Origin of the sequence: Sabulicella rubraurantiaca (assembly GCF_017355885.1) — a bacterium.
Classification (GTDB): domain Bacteria; phylum Pseudomonadota; class Alphaproteobacteria; order Acetobacterales; family Acetobacteraceae; genus Roseococcus; species Roseococcus rubraurantiacus.
In genome coordinates, this window is the sequence record NZ_JAFEUU010000002.1 from 568,557 (window position 1) to 582,059 (window position 13,503).

A 13,503-nucleotide genomic window follows, 5' to 3' on the forward strand; every position below is an offset into this window, starting at 1 on the left:
CCTTGACGGTTGCGGTCCACATCCCGATCCGCCTCCGCATCGTCCCCGAGGTGCTCGAGGACCGGCTGCCGGAACTGGAATCGGCGCTGGTCCGCGCGCTGGGCCGGGCGATGCGCCGCAGCAGCCGCGCCCTCGCGGCCACCGGGGCCGCGCCCGCCATCCATCCGCACCCGCCGAGCATCACCTGGAGTGGCGACGCCCTCTCCTCCGTCGGGCGGACGGGACGCGAGGCGGCGGAGCGCGCAATCACCCTGGCCATCGCGCGCGCCACGGAAGCATTGCAGGAGCACGCGCCAGAGCCTGCCGCGCTGCGCGCCCCGCGCGAGGCGCCGGATCCGCACCGCCTCCGCACGCTCGGTCGCTATGCGCTGGACAGCTACGAAGGCGGGACGGCGGTGGTGCCGCTGGCGGGCACCGAACCACCGGTTCCGATGCTCGAATGGGATGCCCAGACGGAGCCGCCGGCAAATCTGGAGGTCCTGCGCGAGGCCTTCTGGCGCCAAGCCGCCCTCTACCGCGCGACGATCAGCGACGGGCCTATCGCCCTCCTCGCGATCCAGCAGGGCCGCTGGTTCCTCTACGTCACGACCGATGGGTTCCAGGAGCTTGGGAAGACGCGCGTCGTCGATTTCCCGCCGCAGAAGGTCATTCGCGCGCGACGTCAGGGCCAGGGCTTCCAGCTGGCCGAGGAGCCGCTCCTTCCGCAGCCAGTCCCTGCGACACTGACCCAGGAGCCGCTTCCCCCCGCCGGCGAGGCGCGCGCCGCGATGATCCGGCAGCAATATGGCCCCGGCCTGCGCACCTCGATCCGTGCCCAGTTCTCTGAGGCGCAAGCCATGGAGGAACAGCTGCTCGACGAGGCGCAGTACGAGCAATCCGTCGAGCGCGCCGTGGAGGAGATGGTGGCCGGCATGGCCGCCAATATCCGCCCCGACCGCACGCACATGCTGCGGATCGATTTCGGCGAGGGCACCAGCTTCAACGTCGCCACGGCCGGCGACCTCGCAGCAGAGATCGGCTGGACCGGCGCCGCCTATGTCATCCCTTACTCGCGCGTCTCGGATGTGCGGATCGGCACCGGGGCCGGGGAGGCTGGCGCCGGAGCGAAGGGCGGCGGGGGCGGTGCCAAGGGCAAGGCCGGCGGCACGGGCTCCACGGGCGGCGGTGAAGGCGGAGAGGGAGGCGCTGAGGGGGGCGGCAGCAAGTACGGCATCTTCGGCAATGGCAGCAGCGCGGGTGGCCGCATGTTCCCCATGCTGCCCCCTTCCCTCTTCGCCGAGACCGTCACCTGCGCCCCCTACCGGGGCACCGAGGCGGACCCGGCGCGGCTCGGCGCCCTGGGCGAACGCATGACGGCGCTCGTGAACGAGATCGCCGCCCGGTTGGGGATCCAGCCCTGCAAGCATCCCGCCACCTTCTGCGTGATGGCGACGGGCGCGATCACCAACTTCGCCGCGGCCGTGGCGCGCATGGCCGCGACCGAGGGGCCGGGCCGCAGCACCATGGCCCCCGCCGGCACGCGCGGGAATATGGGCCGCATTTCCTTCGCGCCTGACGATTCTGCGTCCATCCAGCTGCTTCGCCGCCTGGCCCAGGCCGCGTCACGCACGGCGGATCTGATGCGCCTCGTGCGCGACGTGCACACCGGCGAAGGCCGGACCCATCTCACCGGCGAATATGGTGAGTACCCGCATCACTGGGTCACCGACTTCCTCTACGACGTGCGCGAGAGGCTGGAACGGGCGGTCGGGCGCCTCTTCATCGCCGGCTGCCAGGTCGTGATGCACCAGCTGCTCAACACCAGCGCCGAGCAGATCGCCGCCCGTCAAAAGAACCTGCGCGCCTATGCGCCGCTCTTCCAGGAGATCATGCTCTCCCGCCTGTCGGAGATCGGCCCGCTCACCGACATGCTGACGCGGCTCGAGCGGCATGAGCGGGCGCGGACCGTGCAGGCCGTGGTGTCTCCGACGACCGGCTGGGGTGCAGCGGCACGCGCCCTTGCAGATGCCTGCGTCTCCACCGAGGGCTTCTCTCACATGCCTGGCGAGGGCCCGGCAATCGTCGAGGAAGGTGGCGTCGCGCGCATTCGCGACGAACGCGGCTTCCTCTGGACCCGGCAGGCCCTGCAGGTGGCCATCGCGCAGAAGCGGGGCGAGGCGGAAAGCATCGATCCGCTGATCCAGCAGGTCGCGGACGTGCCGGAGACGGTGGCCGCATTCCGCGCCGACCCGACCGCGGCCGAGCGCATCCTGGGCGACCTCCTCGCCGACATGGCGCGGCGCAACAAGGAGCAGCGCGAGAAGGCGGCCGACGACGATTTGTTCGGCCTCCAGGCCGCGCGCATCACGCGCGATGCGATGGCGGCGCAGGTGCCCGGCGCGCCCTATGCCCTCACCGGGACGCACCTGCTGGCGCACGAGATGCTGGGGCCGTTCTTCCGCGGCGACCCCATCTGGGGCGCGGGCATCCGCCATGCCCTGCTGAACGAGGAAGCGAAGGCCACCTTCTCCCGCTTCGTCGAATTCGCGGGGCTGACCATTCTCGCAGTGCTCTGCCCGCCAGCCGCCTTCGTTGCCGGCGTCGCCCTCGCGACGGTCGAGGTGGTCCATGCCCGCTCGCGAATGGATCTCTACGGCAGCCTCATCAATCCGGAGCTGGTGCTGAACCGCGCGGAGCTGGAGATGGAGCTGTACATCTCCTATGTCGGCCTCGCCCTTGCCTTGGTCCCCGAGGCGACGACGGCCGTGCGCGCTGTCTCAGTGGGGGTGCGCGGCGGGCTGCGTGCCGGGGCGGGTGCGGGGCTTCGCATCGCCGGGCGCTCGGTGCTGCGCCACGCCAGCCGCCAGACCACCGAAGCCCTGTCGCGCGAGTTGCTGCCCGCGCTGATCCGGGAGGCGGCGACCAACCTCGTGATGGACAAGGTCATCGAAGTGGTCTCCGGCCCCGTTCTTGCCGCCCTGGAACGGGAGCTTGCCGTGCATGGCGCCGTGGGCGGGCGTGCCGGCGCCGAGCGGCTGATCCGTTCCATCGAACAGGACGCGGATCGCCGCGCCCAGGCCCCCCTGCCCCCGGGCTTCGCGCAGGAGGCCCAACCCTGATGGGCTTCACCCCGCGCCTGCCCCCCGGCCTGTTCCGCTCGCTCAGCGAGACCCATCCCAGGCTGCGCGCGGCCGTGGCCCGGCTGGAAGGACTCGGCATTCCGAGGGACCGCGCGTCGTCCCTTCTGCGGAGCCTGATGGTCCACGTCACCGAGGATCTGGGCGCGGGCTATCTGCGCGACATGGCGGGGCGGCTGGAGCGGATCGAGGCGATCCGCGGCCGCATCTCCGATGCGGTGGAGCATGTGGTCCAGAACGGCATCCTGCCGGACGGCCTGGACCGACCTGGCTTCTCCCGGCTGTTCAGCGATCTTGAGGCCGAGATGAGCGGCCTCGCCTCCGTCCGTCGCCATATGGAGGGGCTGGATGGCGCGGCCAGCGCGGAGCGCATCATGGGCGGCACGGGGGCCGAGGCCACGCCCCGGCCGGGTCAGGTGTCGCCGCACCCGCCCGAGAGCATCGCAGCTGCGATGGATGCGGCCCGCGCCAGCCACCCCAGGGGAGCGGCGCTGATCGACCGCCTCGTCGCCTCGCCGGAGCATGGCGACATGCTGGGCCTCGCCCTCGCGGCCGAGACCTCGGGCGGGCAGGCCGCGCGCCTCGCGGAACTCGGCCAGGCCGCGAACCTCACGCCCGCCGAACTCGCCGACCTGACGGCGGCGGTGCAGGAGATGAGCTTGGCGCGCGCGCGCCTCGGCCGGACTGATCCCGCCGCCCTGGCCCGGCGCAGCGCGGCCGTGGCCGTGCTGCCCGATGCACTCGCCACGCTTTGCCTCGGCGACAATACAGTGCTGGGTCCAATGGCGGAGACGAACCGGCCCCAGCTTCTCGTGCTCTGGAAGAAGTGGCAGGCCAACGGAGCAGAAGGCAGCTTCAGCGGGTACGTGCGCGGCGAGATGACCTCGGGCGTGCGCCCGACGATCAGCGAATGGGGCTCCGCCTTCAATGTGGGCAGCGAGCCGGGCTCCGCCATTCTCAAGGACGCGGCGGCCTTCGACCCCAGCCTGCCCGGAAACCGCCGCGTGAACCCGCGCGATCCAGGCACCGATCTTCTGGTCATGCGGGAGAATGGCGATCTCTGGTACGTGGACGACAAAGCGCATCGCGGCGGCGTGGCGCGCGATCCCGTCTCGATCTCGGGTGTCTCCGCTTTCGAGGGGCCGAGATTCATCACGAACATTCGAAACGACATCGCGGAGATCGAGGCGGCGCTTCTGCGCCAGCGCGCCGCCGGCGTCGTTCCCGACCCCCGCATGGGCGAGGCCCTGTCCCGCCTGCGCTCAGCCGCGGACGAGCTGGACGCGCTGACCGCTGGCTGGACACCGGAGCAGCACAGCCTGCCCGCCAACCAGCGCGCCATCCGCGCCGTACTGGACCGGCACCGCATCCGCCTGCGCGTGACAAGCGAGATGGGCGACGTAACGGGCATTACGGAGCGGCTGAAGGGCCTCGGCATCCGCGTGGTGCCGCCCGTGGGCGGAAGGATGGCGCCGTGAGCGGAAACAAATCCTTTCACGATTACGGCGTCCTGCCCTCCGCCCTGATCTGGGATGGCGGGCTCCTGTTCATCCCGCTCTGGGTCGTGAGCGAGATCACGCTGGAACAGACCTTTCACCTCCCACCCATCGGCAGCGCGGGAATGCGTGCGATCGCGCCGGTGAAGGACGCCACGCTGCGGCTTCGCGGCTTGCTGGTGGGGCCTGAGCGCTATGCCTGGAAGCTCGCCCTCGAAACCCAGGCCGAGGCAGCCCAGCGCGGCACCGCGGCGGCGGCCCTCACCAATGCGCTTGCGGGGGCAGTCGGCGCGCCCGGGCTCGCGGCAGGCGGCCTTGTGGTCGCCACCTCCATGACCATCCGGACCGACATGCAGGTGAAACAGCTCACCTTCGCGGCCACGAGCGCCCGCCGCGAGGCGCTGGATGTGTCCCTAACGCTGGAACATGTCCCGCGCCCCTCGCCCCTCGGCAAGCTGCTGGACGTGGCCGCGATCGGCGTGGGCGCCTTGGCGGATTTCGGATGAACACGAACCTCCCCATCATCGCCCGGCTCAACCCGCCACCGCCCCTCCCGGACGGTCTCGCGGCGGTGGAGAGCCCGATCACCCAGGGCCTTCCCCACGCCGTCGCGCTGATGCCACGCTGGCGCGCAGTGCTGGTGATGCCGCTCGGCGTCGCCGCCTCGCTGTTCGAGCTTCCGCCCGGGACGCTCATCTCCTCGGATCTGGAGGAGGCGGAGCCCGCGCCGCTGTTGGAGCGCCCGCCGCTTTCCTCGCGCCCCGCGCCCCGGCTGCGGATCCAGTTCGACGGCGTGACGGTCGCGGTGCTGCCGCTCGCGGCCGGCCTGCTCGCCGACGTGGCGCAGGAAGACGGGTCGGCGCGGCTGCGCCTGCATATCCGGCGGTGGGCGATCCATGCGGGCACGCTGCTCGGCCCCGGCGATCACGGATCCTTTGTCGCCCTTTCGGCCGGCCCGGCGGATCTCGGCGTCGCCGAGTACGGGCCGGTGCCGCCCAGCCCCGCCGTCGTCGCGCGCCTGCCGGCGCAGGACCGGATGGAAAGCCGGCGCGGCTTCCGCGTCGCGATGCGGCTGCGCCGGATCGCCCAGCTCAAGGAAAGGCTGCGATGAATCTCGATCCCCTTTCGCAGGCCCGAGCGGCGCGGGTCGGCAACCTGGCGGGCTGGGCCGTCGCCTTCCTGACGCGCGACCAGGCGCGCGCGCCGGTCCCGGCGGAGGCGGCGCTGGTCATCAGCCACGCCGACTATTTCGCGCGCATCGAGGCCTCGCTGCCGGGCGACCTGACCGGCGGCCGCTTCTCCGTCTCCATCGAGGCCATGACTGACGCGCATTACCGCGTCGCCCGCGCCGCCGCAGCGGCCGAGCTGTACCTCTTCTGGCAAGACGTGAATTCCAGCATCGGCAGCTACTTCAGCGGGCTCGCGGGTTTCCAGCAGAGCGCGAGCCGGGCGCAGCTCACCCCCGCGCTGGTGGCACGCTTCGCCATCCGGCGCGCCGGGCGTGGCCTTGGGCTGCGCGGCGGCGACGCGGTCTTCGAGGGGCGGGACTGGGCCTATGAGCGCCTGGCGTCGAACCATGTCCCGCTGGTCTGCGTGGACAGCCTGGACGCCCTGCTGCGGATCATCGCCACGCATGCGGGCATCACCATCTCCTCTGAACCGCGCGGAGGGTCGCTCATGCCGCCGGGCACCCCGCCCGAGGCGGAGAAGACCGGCTCGGGCGGCGAACGCAGCACCTGCCTGTCCGAGGTCCAGGCCCTGACGGAGCGCATCGCCGCCGGGCTGCGCGGGGACGCGCCTTCCGTCGCGCTGCTGCGCCACGGCGCATTGCATCTTGGCCGCCGCAGCATCCCTTTCCCAGCAGGCGAAGTGCCCGTGCTCGATTATGCCAGCGGCCTCGCCTCGGCCGTGGCAGAGTCGGGCGGGGAAGCCACTCAGGCGTCCCGGAACTGGCGCCTGCTGCTGCGCGGGCGTCCGGACCTGCACCCGGGCGGCGTGGCCCGCTTCAAGGCGCCGGCCGAGGAAGCCGTGACGACCGTGCCGAGCGCCGGCCTCGCGCTCGCGGGCGCGCTGTCCGGCCTTGCATCCGGATTCGGGGGCGCCGAGGCTCCGGACACGACGGTCTACATCACCTCCGTCACGCATCGGTTGTCGCGCACCGCCGGTTTCCAGACCGAGGTGACGGCGCTGCAGCTGGATGTGGAAGGCGCCCTGCCACCCAATCCCTGGACCTTGTTCGAAAGGGAGGCCGGCGCAGTCCCAGCCCGCGCGCCGCGCAGCGGCGACACCGCCTCGCAGGTCGGGCGGCAGGTGCGTGACCTCGCGCGGTCGGTCTTCATGCGGCTGCGACTGCCCGAAGTGGCGGAAATTCGCAGCGCCACCGCCGCCCCGCCCGCCACGCCGGCGATGACGCTCAAGACCTGGGAGGGCACGACGGGAAATGCGGGCGAGTCGAACACGCTGCGCCGCCACCCGATCGCGCGAGGCGACCGCGCGGTCCAGCGCGAGGCGGTGGCGAGCCTGAGCCCCTTCGCCTGGGGCGCCTGCGGACTGGCACTGCCACGGTATCCCGGCATGCGGGTCATGCTCGGCTACCGCAACGGCAACCACGCCGATCCCTTCGAGATGGGCGCCACCTGGGGACCAGGACAGCGGATGAACCCCCGCCCCGGCGATTGGTGGCTCTGCCTTCCGCGCGATGCGAGCACCTCCGCCCTCGAGAATGGCGACATGCAGGGTCACGAACCGGGGCCGGATGCGAAGGCGACGCACGACCTGATCGACGCTGCCGGCAACCGGGTGATCCAGGTGGGCAAGCTGACATTGCGGATCGGCCAGGACGACAACGCCAAGGCCGGAACCCGCCCCACATCCCACGGCGCGGCTTTCGCGATCTGCCATTCCGACACCAAGGCGGTGATCTCGATGGACCAGGACGGCGTCATCACCATCACCGGCAAGAACATCACGCTGGATGCGGGCACGGACGGAAAAGTCTCGATCAAGGCGAAGGACGTGGACATCTCCGTGCAGAACCGGGTCAGCGTGACGTGATGCCGAGCGTGCTCACCACCCTCGATCCGATGATCTGCCAGTACAGCGGCAACGTCGTGCCACAGGGCGCGGCGAAGCTTCAGGTGCTGGGTGCGCAGGTCCTGACCGCCCCCAGGCTCCAGGGTTCGACCGTCGCCGCCTGCAAGGGCGCCGCCTCCAGCGTGCCGGTCTGCTCCGGCGTGTCCTCGGTGCAGGGCGGGCAGGCCAGCAAGCTCTTTGTGTCTGGCGAGGCGGTGCTGCTCCCCTCGGCCGTCATCCAGTCCAGCACGCCGCCCCCGCCGGGTGTCTCGCCACCACCGCCGGCCATGCCGCCGCACAGCGTCCAGCTCGTTCCCGGCAGCCCGCGGCAGACCAAGCTGGAGACCACATGACCAGCCAAGCCGAAGCCGCCCTGGGCCGCGCCCTCCGCTTGGTTCCCGTCCACCCCTCCGTGGGCGCCGCGGCCGGGCTGGACGTGGATCTTTCGGCGGGCAGCGAGGTGCGTGGCGCGGAGGCGGTGGCGCAAGCGCTGACCCTCGCAATGGTGACGCTGCGCGGCAGTGACCTCTTCGACCTCCGCTTCGGCTTTGCCGGCCTAGCTGCGCTGGCGGGCGAGGCAGACCCGTTGCTTCGGCGCGAAAGGCTGCGCCTTGCCGTCATCGACGTGCTGCGCGCCGAGCCGCGCATCCGGCGCATCGTCTCCGTGCGCCTCGGCGGCGCGGAGGATGGGCCGCCCCACCGCGATCCGGGCAGCCGCGTCCTGGAAGTCCTGGCGGAGTTCGAGACGGTCGCCGGCACGCGGCAGGCCGCGATCCTGAACGGGGAGGTCGCCGATGTCCGATAGCACCGGGCCACTCGATCCGGGTGAGGTCCTGGCTGTGGATGACGCTCTGCTCCGTGCGAGCGGCAGCCCCGGCTTCGGGGTGACCACCACCGGCTTCATGCCCAAGCCCTTCGCCCGGCTGCTGGCGGAGAAGCTGGCGCTGGCCCGTGCCCTTCTCGGCCCCGAGGTGGATCTTTCGGGCGGCAGCGTCGTCCGTAAGCTTCTCGAGATCACGGCGCTGGAGGATGCACGGCAATGGTCAGCCCTGGCCGCCGCCTATGACGACATGTTCGTCTCCTCGGCCCGCGGCGCCGCGCTCTCCGCGCTGGGCGAGGAGCTTGGGCTTCCGCGGCCGCGCCTGGCGGCCACAGGACGCGTCGCCCTTGAGCTGAAGGAGGATCTGCCGGCGGGCGTCGAAAAGCTGACCCTGCCGCGCGGCCTGCGGCTGCTGACGCCCGGCGGCCACCATGTCGCCCTGTCGGAGACGGTGGTGCTGGATGGGGCGGAGAAGCGGCGCGAGGCGGCGGTGGAAGCCTTCATTCCCGGCCCTAGCCACAATCTGGATCCCGATTTCGCGGGTTCAGGCGGCCACCCCCAACGCATTGACCGCGTCAATCCCACCGACCCGCTGGCCGCCGGACTTCAGGCGGCGGAAGCCTCGGCCGGCAAGACCCTGCTCACGATCGAGCACAAGGAGAAGCTGACCGGCGGCGAGAAGGGGTGGCCGGATCTGCGCTACCGCCAGCTTCTGCTGCGCGCTCCGCGCTCAATCTGGACCGCGGCGGCGGTCGAGGTTGCGGTCTCCCTCGTGCCGGGCGTGCGCCAGGTACAGGTGGTGGATCTGCGCGGCGGGCTCGACCTCCAGCAATCCATCTTCGGCAACTTCAACTTCATCGAGCGGCTCTTCGGCACCGAGCGCGACCTGGCCAGCCCCTACTACGTCACAGTGCTGGTAGCCCCGACCCCGGCCGCCATCTGGTCCGGCCCGGATGGGCTGCACGCCATGGTGCAGCAGGCGCTGGAGGATGTGCGGCCCATCGGCATTTATCCCAACATCCAGCAGGCGAACGAGGTCGGGGTCGGGGTCGCCGCGCGCCTCGTGGTGCGCGGCCTGCCCATGCCGACGGGAACCGCCGCCGTGGTGAATGCCTCGGCCGCCGCCGCCGCCCTGCGTGCCCGGTTGCACGCCCGTCTGCAACGCTACGTGGACACGCTGCCTTTCGGCGAGCCGGTTCGCGTTTCTGAGGTGATCTGGACCTTGATGAGTGAGCCCGGCGTTGCCGATGCGCGCGACGTGCGGCTGCTGCGCTACCCCGCCACGACTGGGACGCCGGGCGCGCCGCAGGAATTGCCCGTGGGCCAGAACGTGGATCCGGGTGCCGACAGCATCCCCGCTTATGTGGATCTCGACACACCCGTCCGGCTGGAGATCATCTGATGGCCGGCTTGGCGGATCTCCTCGGGGCCGCCAGCGCCCGCGCGATGGCGACGCACCTGACCGCGCCGCTGCGGGCCGGCGCCGCCCAGCGCATCATTTCCGTGAACGAGGTGGGCGCCCTTGCGGTCGGCTTTCCGACGCGGCGTCCCCTGCTGCTCCTCGCCGTGCGGCGCGACCTGCAAGCGCGGCCGCTGGAAGTTCGGGCAGAGCAGGCGGACGGCGCGGTCCTGCCGCCGCTTTCCTTCGCAGAATGGAGCGAGGCCGGCACCGCCCTGCCGCTCTTCAACCCCGGGGTGGAGGCCGGTGGCCCCTTCACCCTCACCATCTCCGCGACGCTCGGCGGCACTCCCTTGCCCAGCGCGGAACTCGGCGAATGGCTGGAAGGGCTGCTGAGCGAGGGCGAACTTGGCCGCCTGATCGCCGTGCTGGGAGCAGAAAAGGCGCGCACCCGGCGGGAGGCGCGGCGGCTTCTCGCCATGCGGCGGCTGGAGCAGGCGGCCGACGACGCGCTCGACCGACTTGGCGCCGATCTCGGCGTGCCGCGGCTGGACGCGGTGCCCGAATGGGACGCGGCGCGGCGCGAGATCACGGCACGGCCGGAGCCCGAGAATGATCCCGCCTTCCGGCGCCGCCTCGGCATCTATCGTCCCTTCATCGCGCCCACGCCGGCGGCTGCTCTCTCCCTGCTGCGCCAGGGCATCCCGGAGGTGCGGCTGGCCGAGCCGGGCAACCCTCTCGCCGTCGCTGTCAGCCTTGTGGCCATCGGCCCGGCAGCCCCGCGTGACGAGATGCTGGCGCGGCTGCGCGCCGACTGGCTCGTCCATCCCCGCGCCGACGCAGAATCCGACGCGGTCCACGCGCCGCGTTTCCTTCCGGCTCCGCGCCGGGCGGCCGTGGAGGCACTGCGGGCTCGGCTGCGGGGCGGCTTCGACTTCCCGCCCGGCGCGGCGCTCTCGCCCGGGCTGGCCGTCGCGATGGACCGCGCGGCGCGCATTCTGGCCGCGCTGGGCCATGCCGGGCGGCTTGCGGTGCAGCAGGCGCAGGACCCGGCTGGCGGCAACCGCTTCGAAACCGGGTTGGGCCTCAGCGTCACGCCCGTGGCGGTTGGGGAAGCCGATGCGCTGCGCGACCTCCTCCTCGCCCCGCGCGAAGCGGGAGACGACCGCGAGGCAGAGGCGCTGATCGCCGAGGCGCGGGCCGAACCGCCGCCAGAGGGCGATGTCACCCTCGACTGGCTGTGGCGCGCGGCCGGCATCAGGACGCGGCACCGCCTCTCCACCGGCGCGCTCTTCCTGTCGGACATGCCGATGCGAGGCCTCACGATCACCGGGCCGTCGGTCGTGCCGCTCGGCACCACGGCCAGCTTCCACGCCGCCTTCGAGGCCGAGGGCGACCCGACGCTGAACGAGGCGCTGGGGCGTGCTCTCGCGGAAGCCACTGCGCGGCAGCCGGCCTCTGGCGCGCCCGGCTTCACCGTGCTGGATCCTGATGCCGCTGCCGCGCGCCGTGCGGCTTCGGTCGATGTCCCGGCCGGAAGCACCGTCGCCAATCTGCTCGCGGCGGCCGGGCTTCCGGCCCCGGGGGCCGCTGCTGCCACCACCAAGGCCTTGGACATCCTGCCGACCGAACTGCACCGGGCGATCGTCCTCGATGCTGCGCTTTCCGCACAGATCCGGGCGGGCGCCGTGGCGGCGATTGCGCCGCTCCAATCCCTGGTTCAGCTATTGCGCGAGAGCGGGGTGACCTCCCTCCTGCCCCTCGCCACTCCCACCGAGATCCTGTTGGTCGCGGGCGTGACGCCCCTGCCGATTGCGGGGGTGAACCTGGGCGAGCGGAGAGCCACCGGTCTTCGTTGGGCCGTCGTGCCGCTGAGCGGCACCGCCACCCTGGCCCAGCAAGGGCCGCACGCGGTCCTCACGCCGGGTGAGCCTGGCCTCATCGCGCTGGTGGCGCTGGGACATATCCGGGACGGCCGCCCTGACCCCTACGAGATCCGCTGCGAGTTGCCCGAGGGAAGGCTGCTCGACCTCGCGGAATACGAGTGGCTGATGAACGCCCTGGAGCGCTGCTTTGCGCTGGGCGTCGAGATCAACACGTGGCGGCTCCGTCAGGCCCATGTGGACTTGGACGGCGACGGCGCTGCTGATCCCCTGCCGCCGTCCTTGGCCCGCCATTACCGCCGCTTCCGGATGCCGCGCCTGCGCGGCCTGGATGAGCCCGAGAAAGGGATCTGACCCATGTCAGGCAGCAATCAGCTCAGCTTCGGCGCCACCACCGTGGACATGGTCTACAAGACCTTCCTCGAACAGAAGCTGGACATCGCCGACGCGAAGGTGATGGCAGCGCATTGGCTGCTGGACAATGTCTACAGCGCAGGCCGCAGCTTCGGTTATTCGCGGCCCTTCCCGCCCAGCGAGCCCGACTGCTCCCCGCCGCCATTCCAGCGCCGCTTCGCCCATGCCGATTGGACGGATGGCGAGAGCGTGGTGCAGGCCGGCAAGACCGAGGGCGGCGACGAGGGCTTCAACGCGCGCTTCCACAAGATCGAGGAGGATCTGGACCATCTGGGTCGCCTCGCCGCGCAGGCCTTCACCTGCATCGAGGGAATGCGGGCCAGCCTGTCCCAGGCACTGGACGAGATCCGCGCTGAGCTGAACCGAATCAATGCCGACATCGCGCAACTCAAGCGCGGCACGATGACGACGCCCGTGGTGACGGGCCCGCTCGTCACCGGTCCGAAATTCCTCGGCAAGGGAGTGATCCTGGATCGCCCGGCCCAGATCTGGCAGCTCGAGAGCGGGCAGGTTGTCACCTTGCCGCAGATCACCGAGACGCGCACGCCGCAGGCCGTCCAGCCCGTCACGCGCGCCCCCGGGATTGCTGAGATCCTTACGGAGGACCCGGCAATTCTCCACGACTTCGGGAACGGCTTCACGGCAAAGGACCTCATCGAGAAGCACGGAAACCGCCTCAGCAGCGACGGACGTCCCCTGGGTGAGCTACTTTCCTCCATTCCTCCGACCGAGCGCTTTGCAAACTCGGACGAGCTGCTGGGGCGAATGACCGAGCTGGACGCGTCACTCGTGAAGGGCCTCGGCGCCGACGCCCAGATCCGGGAGAATCTGGGCCAAGCCACCGGATCGGTTGGCGCCGCCACCCTCGACAAGGTGCAGGACATTTCCCCTGCCCTGACCCGGGCCCTTGAGGCAGAGGGCGTGAAGACGATTGATGACATGGCGTCTCTTGATGCGACGAAGCTCACGGGCATTGCCTCGCGCCAAGGCGTTGCACTCCAGGCCGGTTCGGCTGGGGCGCTGCTTGCACGGGTTAAGACTCTCAAGCGGCTCTAGGTGACGGAGCCAAGCGGAGGCACCACTTAGGTTGAGGGCTGGCCGGGGTTGTGTGCGCCCCGGCCGTGCCGCGTGACTTGGCCAAGGTGCCTTCGCTTCCCATAGGCGCTTTCTATCGCCTTCATCGCCTCTATTGTCTGGGCCGATCATGCTGGATCGGTAGCATGGCCTCACTCCCGCAGCACGGGACCCACCGAGAGCCAAAGGACCCAGACCATGACCACCATCTCCTCCCCCGCCCCCGCCT

At 71.1% G+C, this 13,503-nt stretch carries 10 protein-coding genes; all 10 read left to right on the forward strand.

Features of this window, described 5'->3' with window-relative positions:
• Positions 1-2: 2 nt before the first annotated feature.
• The 10 genes from JTJ31_RS06715 to JTJ31_RS06760 are packed head-to-tail and all read left to right on the forward strand — an operon-like array spanning position 3 to position 13,256.
• Complete coding sequence (locus tag JTJ31_RS06715; protein ID WP_207537829.1) at positions 3-3,098, forward strand: hypothetical protein; 3,096 nt, start codon at positions 3-5, stop codon at positions 3,096-3,098.
• The gene (locus tag JTJ31_RS06720) at positions 3,098-4,594 is read left to right on the forward strand and encodes a hypothetical protein (RefSeq protein WP_207537830.1); all 1,497 of its coding nucleotides are present in this window, start codon (positions 3,098-3,100) and stop codon (positions 4,592-4,594) included. Before JTJ31_RS06715 ends, JTJ31_RS06720 begins: the two co-directional genes overlap by 1 nt.
• A complete protein-coding gene (locus JTJ31_RS06725; RefSeq protein ID WP_207537831.1) occupies positions 4,591-5,118 on the forward strand; it encodes a hypothetical protein in 528 nt (175 codons plus the stop codon). Before JTJ31_RS06720 ends, JTJ31_RS06725 begins: the two co-directional genes overlap by 4 nt.
• Positions 5,115-5,723, forward strand: coding sequence for a hypothetical protein (locus JTJ31_RS06730; RefSeq protein ID WP_207537832.1), 609 nt, complete (start codon positions 5,115-5,117; stop codon positions 5,721-5,723). The genes JTJ31_RS06725 and JTJ31_RS06730 overlap by 4 nt, the downstream gene beginning before the upstream one ends.
• Positions 5,720-7,666 (forward strand): hypothetical protein, encoded by a 1,947-nt coding sequence (locus JTJ31_RS06735; protein ID WP_207537833.1) that lies wholly within the window; start codon positions 5,720-5,722, stop codon positions 7,664-7,666. Before JTJ31_RS06730 ends, JTJ31_RS06735 begins: the two co-directional genes overlap by 4 nt.
• Before the next feature lie 8 nt (positions 7,667-7,674).
• A complete protein-coding gene (locus JTJ31_RS06740; RefSeq protein WP_207537834.1) occupies positions 7,675-8,037 on the forward strand; it encodes a hypothetical protein in 363 nt (120 codons plus the stop codon).
• Positions 8,034-8,489, forward strand: coding sequence for a hypothetical protein (locus JTJ31_RS06745; RefSeq protein ID WP_207537835.1), 456 nt, complete (start codon positions 8,034-8,036; stop codon positions 8,487-8,489). The genes JTJ31_RS06740 and JTJ31_RS06745 overlap by 4 nt, the downstream gene beginning before the upstream one ends.
• Entirely contained in the window at positions 8,479-9,906 is a 1,428-nt protein-coding gene (locus tag JTJ31_RS06750) for a hypothetical protein (RefSeq protein ID WP_207537836.1), read from the forward strand. The genes JTJ31_RS06745 and JTJ31_RS06750 overlap by 11 nt, the downstream gene beginning before the upstream one ends.
• Complete coding sequence (locus tag JTJ31_RS06755) at positions 9,906-12,140, forward strand: hypothetical protein (RefSeq protein WP_207537837.1); 2,235 nt, start codon at positions 9,906-9,908, stop codon at positions 12,138-12,140. The genes JTJ31_RS06750 and JTJ31_RS06755 overlap by 1 nt, the downstream gene beginning before the upstream one ends.
• A gap of 3 nt (positions 12,141-12,143) precedes the next feature.
• Complete coding sequence (locus JTJ31_RS06760; RefSeq protein ID WP_207537838.1) at positions 12,144-13,256, forward strand: hypothetical protein; 1,113 nt, start codon at positions 12,144-12,146, stop codon at positions 13,254-13,256.
• Positions 13,257-13,503: the final 247 nt, after the last annotated feature.

What these genes read in the sequence shown, in the direction of transcription:
- JTJ31_RS06720 (WP_207537830.1), top strand. Translation starts at nt 3,098, where the DNA reads ATGGGCTTCACCCCGCGCCTGCCCCCCGGCCTGTTCCGCTCGCTCAGC.
- JTJ31_RS06730 (WP_207537832.1), top strand. Translation starts at nt 5,115, where the DNA reads ATGAACACGAACCTCCCCATCATCGCCCGGCTCAACCCGCCACCGCCC.
- JTJ31_RS06735 (WP_207537833.1), top strand. Translation starts at nt 5,720, where the DNA reads ATGAATCTCGATCCCCTTTCGCAGGCCCGAGCGGCGCGGGTCGGCAAC.
- JTJ31_RS06745 (WP_207537835.1), top strand. Translation starts at nt 8,034, where the DNA reads ATGACCAGCCAAGCCGAAGCCGCCCTGGGCCGCGCCCTCCGCTTGGTT.
- JTJ31_RS06750 (WP_207537836.1), top strand. Translation starts at nt 8,479, where the DNA reads ATGTCCGATAGCACCGGGCCACTCGATCCGGGTGAGGTCCTGGCTGTG.
- JTJ31_RS06755 (WP_207537837.1), top strand. Translation starts at nt 9,906, where the DNA reads ATGGCCGGCTTGGCGGATCTCCTCGGGGCCGCCAGCGCCCGCGCGATG.
- JTJ31_RS06760 (WP_207537838.1), top strand. Translation starts at nt 12,144, where the DNA reads ATGTCAGGCAGCAATCAGCTCAGCTTCGGCGCCACCACCGTGGACATG.